This window comes from Paenibacillus sp. FSL R7-0179, from assembly GCF_038002265.1.
In the GTDB taxonomy this organism is placed as follows: domain Bacteria; phylum Bacillota; class Bacilli; order Paenibacillales; family Paenibacillaceae; genus Paenibacillus_AQ.
The window spans coordinates 3473810-3484680 of sequence record NZ_JBBOCC010000001.1; the positions used below are offsets into that span (position 1 = coordinate 3473810).

The 10871-nt window shown below is 51.1% G+C and carries 14 protein-coding genes; 9 read left to right on the top strand and 5 right to left on the bottom strand.

The genetic code is table 11. From position 1 onward, the window contains the following. Positions 1 to 106: 106 nt before the first annotated feature. Positions 107 to 259, bottom strand: coding sequence for a DUF1540 domain-containing protein (locus MKX63_RS15135; protein WP_076079942.1), 153 nt, complete (start codon positions 257 to 259; stop codon positions 107 to 109). A 370-nt stretch (positions 260 to 629) separates the two neighbouring features. On the opposite strand from MKX63_RS15135, the gene MKX63_RS15140 reads away from it, so the two are divergent. From MKX63_RS15140 to MKX63_RS15150, 3 genes are all read left to right on the top strand, one after another. Further along, on the top strand, positions 630 to 1769 hold the full coding sequence (locus tag MKX63_RS15140) for a DUF4349 domain-containing protein (protein ID WP_341018036.1): 1140 nt from the start codon (positions 630 to 632) through the stop codon (positions 1767 to 1769). 272 nt (positions 1770 to 2041) lie between these two features. Next, positions 2042 to 2356, top strand: a complete 315-nt coding sequence (locus tag MKX63_RS15145; RefSeq protein WP_341018037.1) for a helix-turn-helix domain-containing protein — start codon at positions 2042 to 2044, stop codon at positions 2354 to 2356. Between the two features lie 174 nt (positions 2357 to 2530). After that, positions 2531 to 3295 (top strand): IS3 family transposase, encoded by a 765-nt coding sequence (locus tag MKX63_RS15150; protein ID WP_341018665.1) that lies wholly within the window; start codon positions 2531 to 2533, stop codon positions 3293 to 3295. A 306-nt stretch (positions 3296 to 3601) separates the two neighbouring features. Here MKX63_RS15150 and msrA read toward each other — a convergent pair whose 3' ends face one another. Next, the gene (gene msrA / locus MKX63_RS15155) at positions 3602 to 4588 is read right to left on the bottom strand and encodes a peptide-methionine (S)-S-oxide reductase MsrA (protein WP_341018038.1); all 987 of its coding nucleotides are present in this window, start codon (positions 4586 to 4588) and stop codon (positions 3602 to 3604) included. 98 nt (positions 4589 to 4686) lie between these two features. Continuing rightward, on the bottom strand, positions 4687 to 5298 hold the full coding sequence (locus tag MKX63_RS15160; protein WP_341018039.1) for a TVP38/TMEM64 family protein: 612 nt from the start codon (positions 5296 to 5298) through the stop codon (positions 4687 to 4689). A 160-nt stretch (positions 5299 to 5458) separates the two neighbouring features. Here MKX63_RS15160 and MKX63_RS15165 point away from each other — a divergent pair, with 160 nt between their 5' ends. The 4 genes from MKX63_RS15165 (at position 5459) to MKX63_RS15180 (ending at position 8304) form a co-directional block, all read left to right on the top strand. After that, entirely contained in the window at positions 5459 to 6394 is a 936-nt protein-coding gene (locus MKX63_RS15165; protein ID WP_341018041.1) for a Gfo/Idh/MocA family protein, read from the top strand. A gap of 32 nt (positions 6395 to 6426) precedes the next feature. Further along, positions 6427 to 6753: a hypothetical protein gene (locus MKX63_RS15170; protein WP_341018043.1), complete on the top strand. Its 327-nt coding sequence runs from the start codon at positions 6427 to 6429 to the stop codon at positions 6751 to 6753. A 125-nt stretch (positions 6754 to 6878) separates the two neighbouring features. After that, positions 6879 to 7196, top strand: coding sequence for a winged helix-turn-helix transcriptional regulator (locus MKX63_RS15175; protein ID WP_036698497.1), 318 nt, complete (start codon positions 6879 to 6881; stop codon positions 7194 to 7196). Positions 7197 to 7581: 385 nt separating this feature from the next. Continuing rightward, positions 7582 to 8304 (top strand): hypothetical protein, encoded by a 723-nt coding sequence (locus MKX63_RS15180; protein WP_341018044.1) that lies wholly within the window; start codon positions 7582 to 7584, stop codon positions 8302 to 8304. 107 nt (positions 8305 to 8411) lie between these two features. On the opposite strand, the gene MKX63_RS15185 is transcribed toward MKX63_RS15180, so the two are convergent. Then, positions 8412 to 8855: a DUF6773 family protein gene (locus MKX63_RS15185; protein WP_341018045.1), complete on the bottom strand. Its 444-nt coding sequence runs from the start codon at positions 8853 to 8855 to the stop codon at positions 8412 to 8414. Continuing rightward, on the bottom strand, positions 8833 to 9057 hold the full coding sequence (locus tag MKX63_RS15190; RefSeq protein WP_341018046.1) for a helix-turn-helix transcriptional regulator: 225 nt from the start codon (positions 9055 to 9057) through the stop codon (positions 8833 to 8835). Before MKX63_RS15190 ends, MKX63_RS15185 begins: the two co-directional genes overlap by 23 nt. 226 nt (positions 9058 to 9283) lie before the next feature. Between MKX63_RS15190 and ric the strand changes: the two genes are divergently transcribed. After that, positions 9284 to 9979, top strand: a complete 696-nt coding sequence (gene ric / locus MKX63_RS15195; RefSeq protein ID WP_341018667.1) for an iron-sulfur cluster repair di-iron protein — start codon at positions 9284 to 9286, stop codon at positions 9977 to 9979. A 198-nt stretch (positions 9980 to 10177) separates the two neighbouring features. Then, complete coding sequence (locus tag MKX63_RS15200; protein WP_341018048.1) at positions 10178 to 10798, top strand: hypothetical protein; 621 nt, start codon at positions 10178 to 10180, stop codon at positions 10796 to 10798. Positions 10799 to 10871: the final 73 nt, after the last annotated feature.

Genomic DNA, 10871 nt, shown 5'->3' on the forward strand with positions numbered 1-10871 from the left:
GTTTTGTTTTTTGCAGGAAACACTTGATAATAATTCTCATTCTTGATAGAATAAGAAAAGAAAGAAGGAACCTGTGGAGGGCTCCTTCATATTCTGAAATCATTCATTATTTGCTTTCGAAGGTTTTGCAATCTGTTTCCTCAGATTGTGTAGGCTGCTTGGAGCTGTGGTAAGCAACGAAGATGGATTCAGCGTTGCATTTGTTCTCTTCAGCCCAGTAGGTGCAAGAATTAACTGCGCACAATACGTCTTTTGCCATGAGGGTTCACCTCCTCTTGTAGTAGTAGGCAACATAAATCGGCAAGAAATCAATACAGCTGCCCGGGCAAGGTGGAGCTTGTCCGAATAGCGCCATAACCTTATTCTATGCGAATAGGGTTTTTGGTGTTTTTTTGCCGTTTTATCATCGTAATTGTAACAAATACAGAGACATTACGCAAACAAGGCTATACAGGGAAATTCATCGCTGAATGGTCTTTTTTGTTATTTTCCGTAAATGGCTGCAACCTTCCAGCTTTTGGAACGTCAAGAGGGATAAGCGCGGAACGGACCGATACAGATAACGGCCTTTCGCCGTGGAAGCTGAAGTACCGGAAGCAGAATACTATTACTTTAATGGAGGAATGAGCATGCGAAAATGGGGTCTGCATTACTTATTGTATCTAGTGGTTGTAGCCATAGTTCTGGCGGGATGCGGCGCGTCGAGTAATAATTCAGATTCGGCAGCGAATACAGACAGCGCGTTCAGAAATGAAGCAGCATCAGAAGGATCAGCGGAGAGTGCGCCTGCAGCGGTAGAGGGTAAGGAGGATAGTCTGGCTAACACGGCGATGGCTGTCAATGATCAGGCTGCAGTGAAGGGCGGCGGCGGAAATTCGGCACTCCCTGGGGCCGTTGCTGGGCAAGGAACAGATGCTTCTGCCGGATTCACCGGCACCGATGTGGTAGCAGGGCTGAACAAGAAGCTGATCTACAAGGCGAACCTCAATATGGAGGTAAGCGACTACGGGGCAGCGCAGACGGAAGTGCGGAATATGGTCACTCTGGCCGGCGGCTACATTATCGAATTCTCAGAGAATATGTCTGAATATGAACAGGGCGGAACCTTTATCCTGAAAGTGCCTGCGGCGGGCTTCTCTCCGTTCCTGAACAATCTGGAGAAGATTAAGCATGAGAAGCTCCAGAGAAGCATCCAGGGGCAGGATGTGTCGGAGGAATATGTGGACCTGGAGTCACGCCTTAAGGCGAAGCAGATGATGGAGGCACAATATATTGATTTTATGAAAAAAGCGACCAAACCAGCCGATCTCGTCCAGTTCGCTAACCAGCTTGGGGAAATTCAGGAGCAAATTGAACAGATTAAAGGCAGAATGCGGTATATCGATCAGAACGTATCGTTCTCTACAGTGGAGCTCCGCCTCTACCAGACCGAGAAGAGTCTTACCCTTACGAAGAGTAATGCCCAGGGACCGCTGGGTGAACGGGCTTCGGAAGCACTCAAGAGCAGCATGAAGGCGTTGTCTGTGATGTTCCAGTGGCTTGTTGTTGTACTGGCAGCTGCGCTCCCCGTCCTGCTGGTAGCTGGAGTGGTGGTTGCACTGGTGCTCTGGTTACGGAAAAGCTTCAAACGGCGGCAGCCTGCGCACCTTGTACAGGCGCGGCAGGGCGGCAATCGTCTGTCTGACCGGGAATCGCAGCCTCATCCTGAAGTGGCACCTGTAGTTCCGGCCGCACCGGAAGAGGAGAATACGGGTAAGCAGAACAAGTAGAGTAAAGCCTCCATTCCCGTGAATCCGGGTTGGAGGCTTTGTTTTGTTCAGGAAATTATATGGCCCGAATGTATGCGAAAAACAGCATACATTGTGCTGATGCGCAGGTGTGTGGCCCGAATGTATGCGGAAAACAACATACATTGTGCACGTACGTAGGAGTGTGGTCCGAATGTATGCGAAAAACAGCATACATTCTCCACAGCCCCCTAAAGAAGTTGGAGTCCTCCCCCACAAAAATGTAGACTAGAAACAGGAGGAGGATGAACGGTATGGGACACTTAACAGGAACAAGAGAGAAAGCCGCGCAAGAGGTGTTGTCTGGCATTAAGGCAGCGGTGGTTGCCCGAAAGTATGGGGTGACCCCATCGACGGTGAATCAGTGGGTGAGAGATTACCGCGAAGCCCATGGGGAACAAGAGCATCCGTATCCCCAGGAGCAGGTGGAGGAATTGAAGCGCCTCCTGGATGTGGAGCAGAAATACGAGAAGGCGATCAAGATCCTCGGTGAAAAGGAGTTAGAGATCGAGATTCTGCGTGAACTGCTAAAAAAGCCAACCCCTGCTTATCCGAAAAAATCGAGATAGCCGAGATGTTCATTAAGCAGGGGAATACCGCAGCGTTGGTACTCCGTCTCGTGGGGCTCGCAGAGTCTACGTATTACGACCGTAAGAAACGCAAGTCACAAGGAGCCACAGGCCGTACCTCAGGGGCGCGGAAGACCCGTACCCGGCTACTCCCTGACCGAGTCTGGAGAGAAGATTAGCGACGAGGAAATCCAAGAATGGCTGCTGGAATTAATCGCTGGAGAAGAGCACGTGTACGGATACAAACTGCTGGCCAAGTGCTTGTGGAACCAGCACGGGCTGAGGCTCAATCACAAGAAAAGTTACCGGCTGTGTCAGGCGCTGGATATCTTGCAGCCGCAGCGTCACAAGCGCTTTAAGCATCCCCGCAGGCTGCCGGAGAACCGGGTCATTACCGGAGCAGGCCAGCTCTGGCAGATGGACATTAAGTATGGATACGTAGCGGGCCGAGACCGGCATTTCTTTGTCCTGAGCATAATCGATGTGTTTACCCGTGTCATCGTCGGCTACCACCGCGGAGCGTCATGTGAGGCCAAGCACGCCTGCCAGACGCTGGGACGCGCCATGGAGCAACACTGCGCCCCTGGCAGCGCACGCCCGGTGATCCGCACCGACAACGGCCCACAGTTCGTCAGCCACCTGTTTGGCGACATGTGTGAAAGCTGGGAAATGACCCATGAACGCATTCCGCCTCGAACGCCAGATTTAAATGCTTTTATTGAATCGTTCCACAGCAATATCGACCGGGATTTGTTCCGAAAAGAGGCCTTCGACACCTTCGAAGAGGCCTATGAAGCCGTGGACCGGTACATGGACTTTTACAACAATCGCAGAATGCATACGAGCCTTCGGAACATGCCGCCAGCTACCTTTGCGGAGTGGGTCCTGACTCTAGAAGACCGCTCCCGCTTCTTCTGGCCGAGAGAAAAAGCGAAATAAAGAGCATAGCTACGACAAGTACCGATTTGATACGGAGGACTCCGGGATAAGGGGGTCGCACCGCATTGTGCTGATGCGCAGGTGTGTGGCCCGAATGTATGCGGAAAACAACATACATTGTGCTGATGCGCAGGTGTGTGGCCCGAATGTATGCGGAAAACAACATACATTGTACAGGTACGCAGGCAAGTGACCCGAATGTATGTGGAAAACAGCATACATTCGGGTCAAAGGTAAGTTATGCAATACATGAAGCTATAGCTTGAGGCTATCTATTGGAGGGCAGGCAAGGCGGAATCTCCAGCCTTAAACATGCTGGAAGAGCACACGATACTCGCCGTAGCCTTCCTTCTCCAGATCCTCTTTGGGAATAAAGCGCAGAGCGGCTGAGTTGATGCAGTACCGCAGTCCGTTCGCGCCAGGGCCGTCATTGAACACATGGCCCAAGTGGGAATCCGCTGTCTTGCTGCGTACCTCAGTGCGGACCATCAGGTGGCTGAGATCGCTTTTCTCCTTGACCGCGTAGTCCCGGATCGGACGCGTGAAGCTCGGCCAGCCGCAGCCGGAATCATACTTGTCCTCTGAGCTGAACAGCGGCTCCCCGGAGACAATATCCACATAGATCCCGTCCCCATGGTGATCCCAGAATTCGTTGCGGAACGGAGATTCCGTTGCGCTGTTCTGCGTCACTTCATATTGAAGCGGAGTCAGGCGTTCCTTCAGGCTCTGCGGGTCCTCCTTATGGGTCCAGTGGGCTTCGATGAACGCTTCCCGGCCTGAACCTTTACGGTAACGCTTGTAATGGCCGGGATTCTTGTGATGATAGCCCTGATGATATTCTTCAGCGGGATAGAAGGGCTTAGCCGGAAGAATAGGCGTTACAATGGGAGCGGAGAATCGTCCGCTGGCTTGAAGAGCCGCCTTGGAAGCCTCTGCCTGCTGGCGCTGCTCCTCCGAATGGGTGAAGATGGCCGTTCCATAAGAAGTGCCGCGGTCATGGAATTGTCCTCCGGCATCGGTGGGGTCAATCTGTTGCCAGAACAGCTCAAGCAGCTTGCTATATGGGAAAATATCCGGATTGAACGTAATCTGTACCGCCTCAACATGTCCGGTCGTTTCCGAGCATACCTCTTCGTAGGTCGGATTTACAGTATGTCCGCCTGTATAGCCGGAGATAATTTTGACAATGCCGGGAAGCTCTTCAAAAGGGGATACCATACACCAGAAGCATCCACCGGCGAAGGTGGCTTGCTCGGTCTTGAAATTTATAGAATCAGCTTGAAATTCACTCATTGTTATCCCTCCATCTGTAGAATGCAATTAAATAGATCACAATTTAATTATAAATCAAATAGAGGCTTACTGCCAGCATGCCTGATATTCTTGAAGTGTTAGCGGCCCGCAGAAGGACGGCGGCGCATGGACAATCCGGCCACAGCCAGTACGGCAATATACACGATTATAGCTACAGCGGCACTTCGCGGATGCTGGAACATCTGTCCTCCGAGGAAGGCGTAGAGGGCGATGCCGGGGATTTTGCCAAGTGCGGTGGCTCCAAGATAGCTCCAGAAAGGCAGTCCGGCGGCACCGGCGTAGATATTCACAGCCATCTGAGGGATAAACGGTGCCAGCCGGGCAATCACTACGGATGCAAAGGGACGCTGCTCCACAGCGGACACAAATCTGTCCAGCGCCGAAATTCTGCTTAGATAGGCCATAGATTTGCTCCGGAACATGGATGCAACGACTCCATAGACAAGGGCTGCCGCTATTGTAGTTGCACTCCAGCAGATTAACGCTCCTGCGAAGCTTCCATAAGCATATCCGAACAGACCGATAATCAGCTTATAGGGCAGGACCGGAAACAAGGCCAGCACTGTGGCGGCGAGCATGGACAAATACAAAGGATGATCCTCTCTAAGCCAGGCCAGAAGTTCATACCTGTAGATAAACGCGAGGATTATGCACGAAACATATAGAATAACCGTTAGCCATTTTCTCATTATACTATGCCCCTTCTTCACTCCATCCATTTCATCATACTGAAAAAAAAGCAATTAAAGCAATTATTGAAGCAAAGATCATTGTTCCCGCAGCATGTCACGGTATAATACATCTATAAGGGAATAGAAATTCCCCCATTATGTAAGGGAGATGCTGTTAATGAAACAATCTGTCCGCAAGAGAGTGGCCCTGATCGGCATTGGCGATATTGCCCGCAAAGTCTATTTGCCGCTGCTCTCCCGGCATGATCAGGCCGAGGTGGTGGGGGTGCTCAGCCATTCCTCTGCTACGGTTGAGCGGGCAGTCCAGGCTTATCGCCTTCAGCGGGGCACAACCGAGCTTACGGAGCTGCTGTCCTGGGATCTGGATGCTGTGTTCATACATAGTCCTACAACTACACATTATGAGTTGGTTACCTCTTGCCTCGCGCATGGTGTGTCCGTGTATGTGGATAAGCCGCTCTCCTATGATCTGGAGGAATCCCGCCGGATGGCAGAGCTTGCTGAGAACAAGGGGCTGCTGCTGGGCGTGGGTTTCAACCGCCGCTATGCTCCGATGTATACCGCCGCCAAATCCTGGCTGCTTAAGGCCGGAGGCATCAGCCAATCCACCGCAGTCAAACACAGGACGAAGCTGCAGCAGGGCAGCAGCCATGAGACGGTCCATGATGACCTGATCCATATGCTGGATCTGCTGCTCTGGCTGTCCGGCGGGGATTATGAGCTGCTGCACAGCAGCCTGAAGGCGGATGCGGAGGGCAGGCTTCTGCAGGCTTCGGGAATGCTGGGCTGGGAGAACGGCACCACCGGCCATTACAGCATGGTCCGGGATGCCGGGGCCGATCTGGAGAAGCTGGAGCTGCACGGACATGGCAGATCGGTTGAGGTGACGGACATGGAACGGGTTATATTATATGAGCAGGGGTCGTTGCCGCGCACGCAGAACTTCGGCAGCTGGGATACTGTGCTGGAGCGCAGAGGCTTCAGCGGAGCGGTCAGCCATTATCTCAGCAATATAGCGACACCGGAGCAGTGCGGCATTTCCGCTTCGGCCGTATTGCCAAGCCATGAATTAGCAGCAAGACTAAGCCGCTGAGCGGTCAGATTCGCAGCAGAGAGGAGAACAACATGGAGGATTATGACAACAAGTCGATGGAAGAGCGGATCATCGAGAGCTATAAGCGGGATGAGGAAATGATGATTCTCGTATTTGCCCAGTGGTGTGTGAATAACAGGCTGGACCCGCATGCCCTGTATCTGCAGGCTTATCCGCTGCAGGAGGGCAACCAGGCGCTGGCCAATGCGCTGGCCCTGACGGTACCCGCAGAGGAGGCCGGGTTCATCTCCGATGATACTGTGCTGGGGGTACTCTCTCTCTATAGTAACGATGATCTTGCCTATGTGGTTACAGAGGCCAGCCAGCTAAGAAGCAAGGCAGAAGACACCAAGGATTGAGAGCGGAAATATAATAATAGTGGTTAATGAACTTTTTTTTGGCAAACGATGTTCATTCCAGAATAAATGTGGTAAAATTATATATACTAACTAATTGTAAGCTTCATAAGTGAGAGGTGATAACCATGGAAGAACATCAATTGACGATGTGCCCGAGATTTGAGACGGCTTTCTCGTTTCTGGGCAAGCGTTGGAACGGTCTCATTATTCAGACCTTGATGAGCGGCCCCAAGCGGTTCAAGGATATTTCCGGACTGATTCCGTCAATGAGCGATAAGATGCTGTCCGAGCGCATGAAGGATCTGGAATGCGAGGGCATTCTGGTACGGCATGTGTACCCGGAGACACCGGTGCGCATTGAGTATGAATTAACAGTGAAGGGCCGTGCGCTTGAGCCGGTCATGCAGCAAATCCAGTCCTGGGCCGAGAGCTGGGTGGAGTAGCAATACCGTAATATATATGAGACAGCCTCTTGCCCGGTATCCGGGTAAGGGGCTTTTCATATGCTGTTCTGCTTGAAATATAAGAACTTATAGGTTTCACACGATAACTTATCCTTCTATTTTTCGCTGAAACGGTACCGTCCTTTATAAGGACGGCAAAGCCGTTTCCGCTTGTTTATGCAGGTTTTGCCCAAATAAACCTTGCACTTAAGCCCTACCTGTGTAATATAATAGAACATACTAAATATTACGGATGTGTGGAAGCGTTAACAAAAGTAGGAAAAGCCCAGGGTTATATGTCAGGCGGATGCTTACGGGATGTGTTTTGGACGATGCTGATGGAAGGGAAGCGGAGGGCTTACACAACTTTTAGGAGGCGAGGACTATGACCATCACCTTGTTTTCCCGGGAAATAACCTATGGAAAAAAGGATGTCGCCGAACTGGAGACTGCTTCGATTAAAGTGCAGCTGATCTATGACAAGGTGTTGTTCATGCTTCATAACCATCTCCCGGATTCTCTGTGGGATGCATGGATCGGTGTGCCTTATGAGATCATTTCTTCTCTATATAAAGGGGACAATGACAGCGGGAGTGTGTTTCAGAAATGGATTCAAGGCCCATCCGGCTGGAAATGCATCGGCTGTGAACGGCATTGTCTGGAGCCTGTAACGGCAAGAGGAGGGAGTGGCTCAAATGCTCAGCGCCGTTTTACTTTTCATAATGGAATTAGTCAGAGCATGGTACTTCAAGCTGTAATCTGGTCTATGTATGAGAACACCCGGCTGCTTCAGCCTTACTTGGGGGAGGAGGCTTTTCTAAGTGAGGAGGATATGGAGCTAATCTCTGTATACTTCGTGCCAACCTATCTGACTCCGGCACCGCTCATCGAATTGAAGAAGCCAGCCAAAGAATATAAGGACAAGAACATCAGAGTGTATCAGGAATGGATCTCTGCCCCCGATCTGGTGCTGCAGTGGAACGGCGGCCTGACCGAAGGCAGATGGATGACGGGTGTATATGTGGATCATTCACGGTTCGCCGGACTTGGCCCTTACCTGAAGGATGCGCAGGGCAAGCGGACTTATATGCAGGCGACGGTTCAATAAACAAGGTAAACTCGAAAAAAGAGTTGAACTTGAAGCGAGGTCGTCACTGCGGTGAACATTTGGACTTCCGGCCGCTGCCCAGTTTGGATTTCCTGATATTAACCGCTCTACTCCGCCCGGTTATTCCTACGCCGGATCAAGTACACAGTGCTTAAGATGACCAGTCCTGCTGTAACAGAAATGATTAGTATTACCGTCCCGTTCGCACCGCCGTTAGCTGCGGATTGGGCGGTTGGATTCACGAAGGTAACAATAAGAATACAGGCCGCCACCACAATGGCCAGTACTGCACCGGCTATGCTTTTCCCGCCTATTCCGCTCTGCCTGCCGTCAGGTCCTACATACGCACCGCTCCAGATCAGCCGTACCAGATAGGAACCCACACCCAGCATGAAGATTGTGTAATTGCTAAGCGGATACTCCAGCCACTTCATTCCGTAGTTTTGCAGCCCCATGTCTGCCAGCAACAAGAATGCCATCAAAAGAAATGCCTGATTCCCCGCCTTGTGACGCTTCTGCAGTTGTCTCTCATCCAGGTTCGTTCTGCTCATCCTTCGTTCCCTCCCAAAATAGTTGATCCAGCGTCTTCCCAAGTGTTTCACAAATGTCAATGCACAGCCTCAGGGTGGGGTTGTAATCACCGTTCTCAATCGCGATAATCGTCTGCCTTGTGACCCCCACGGCATCTGCGAGTTGTTTTTGCGACATGTCTTTTGCCGCTCTGGAGGCTTTGAGCCTTAAGTTTTTCCCCATTCCCTCACCTCACGCATATTGTAAAATATATAAAACAAAATGTCTAGTATATTTAACATTGGGATACTGAAATTTCACGTTCATTAAAATTTGTTATATTCAGTGCGTACAATCACAAGTTTGGCCAAAGGCCAGTGATAAGGTGTAGAAGTGAAAAGCAGCACAAACCTACATCTTAACCTGAGGAGGGGCCAACATGGCGTCCAATCAATTAAACGATACAACAATTCATCCCGGGTTCACCCCGGAAGCAATGGTCAGAGATATTGTCCTGCAGTTCCCCAAAGCTGCAGATTATTTCAAAGCACAGCGGATCGATTTCTGCTGCGGAGGTGCCAAGCCGCTGGCTGAAGCTGCGGCCGAGAAGGGTCTTGATCCGGCAGCAATGGTACAGGAGCTGAACAAGCTGCAGGAACAGCATCCGGTGCTGGAAGAGGATACCTCATGGAACGAGGCTTCGTCAGAGGAGCTGGTGGATTATATTGTGAACAAGCATCACCGTTACCTGCGTGAAGAGCTTCCGCTAATCAGCCAGAATGTAACCAAGGTGTTCCGCGTTCACGGTGAGGATTCACCGCATCTGGGAGAAATGCACCGCCTGTTCAATATGCTGCGTGAAGAGCTGCTGCAGCATACGGCGAAGGAAGAAGAGAGCGAATTCCCTAAGATGCTGGCTTACACTCAGAACCCGAGCGAAGAAGGACTTGCTGAGCTGCGCGGATTGCTGCATAATCTGGAAGCCGAGCATGACGGGGCCGGAGAGATTCTGCGTGAGCTGCGCAGAGTTACTAATGACTACACACCGCCCGCACATGCCTGCACGACTTATCGTCTGACCTATGCCCGTCTTGAAGAGCTGGAAGGCATGACCTTTGAGCATGTGCATCTGGAGAACAACATTCTGTTCCTGCGTTATCAATAGAATCTGCTGCAAGGTAAAAGTCCCTTCGGGGGCTTTTTACTTTATATACCGGGAGAAATGATTTGAGAACCCTTCCTCTATGCGTTATCCTTAAAGAGTCTGGGAAAATACATATGAAGGCGGTGCCGTGGGATGTCCACGAAATGGATTCGCTTAATGCTGTGCCTTCTCTTGCTGGCCGCGGCAAGCGGTTGTGGCTTGGGATCAGGGAATGGCGGCAGCAGTAACGGGGGCCAGGGATTAACCTTTTCGGTTAAGGTAGGGGACAGCGAAATGGCCGGGAGCTCGGCCAGATTGCTTAACGAAGCTTACGTACCCGGAAATTCATTAATAGAGCTGTTCAAGAAGAGCGGCGTTGTTACTTTTTCAGCGGATGGAACTAGTATTCTTGAGGTGAACAAGGTCTCCCTGGGTGAGGATATGAGCTGGGAGATTCAGGTGAACGGCAAGAAGGTTCAAGAGCTGAATACGGCCCTGGAACCGGGTTCAGCCATTACGATGTCAGCAGGGCCTGCCGGAACCGGAAAGCTGTTTCAGCCTGTCATCATCACGGTGAACGGGGGGAGTGAGCAGCCGGAGCTGACACATTCGCATGTGCTTTCTTTCATGCAGGATATGTCCGTCAAGGGACTGCTCAAGAATAGCGGTATGGTCCGGCTTGCTGAGGATAACCGTACCGTTCTTACTGTAATGGAATATACCCCGCTCAGCAGCGAGGAATGGAGACTGAAGGTCAACGACAAAGGGCTGCTCGGCAATGGTGTGGACATGAAGCTCAGTCCGCAGGACAAGCTGGAGATTTCTCTGGTACTGAAATAAGCGAATGAAGTAAATGAGTGAGAGTGTGTACCCGATGAACGGATATCTGTGCGAAACTGCATGGGTATCCGTT

Excerpts from the sequence above, each read along its gene's own strand:
- MKX63_RS15160 (WP_341018039.1), bottom strand. The coding sequence starts at position 5,298 with ATGAGAAAATGGCTAACGGTTATTCTATATGTTTCGTGCATAATCCTC.
- MKX63_RS15175 (WP_036698497.1), top strand. The coding sequence starts at position 6,879 with ATGGAAGAACATCAATTGACGATGTGCCCGAGATTTGAGACGGCTTTC.
- MKX63_RS15145 (WP_341018037.1), top strand. The coding sequence starts at position 2,042 with ATGGGACACTTAACAGGAACAAGAGAGAAAGCCGCGCAAGAGGTGTTG.
- MKX63_RS15135 (WP_076079942.1), bottom strand. The coding sequence starts at position 259 with ATGGCAAAAGACGTATTGTGCGCAGTTAATTCTTGCACCTACTGGGCT.
- MKX63_RS15190 (WP_341018046.1), bottom strand. The coding sequence starts at position 9,057 with ATGGGGAAAAACTTAAGGCTCAAAGCCTCCAGAGCGGCAAAAGACATG.
- MKX63_RS15170 (WP_341018043.1), top strand. The coding sequence starts at position 6,427 with ATGGAGGATTATGACAACAAGTCGATGGAAGAGCGGATCATCGAGAGC.
- MKX63_RS15140 (WP_341018036.1), top strand. The coding sequence starts at position 630 with ATGCGAAAATGGGGTCTGCATTACTTATTGTATCTAGTGGTTGTAGCC.
- MKX63_RS15165 (WP_341018041.1), top strand. The coding sequence starts at position 5,459 with ATGAAACAATCTGTCCGCAAGAGAGTGGCCCTGATCGGCATTGGCGAT.
- msrA (WP_341018038.1), bottom strand. The coding sequence starts at position 4,588 with ATGAGTGAATTTCAAGCTGATTCTATAAATTTCAAGACCGAGCAAGCC.
- MKX63_RS15185 (WP_341018045.1), bottom strand. The coding sequence starts at position 8,855 with ATGAGCAGAACGAACCTGGATGAGAGACAACTGCAGAAGCGTCACAAG.
- MKX63_RS15180 (WP_341018044.1), top strand. The coding sequence starts at position 7,582 with ATGACCATCACCTTGTTTTCCCGGGAAATAACCTATGGAAAAAAGGAT.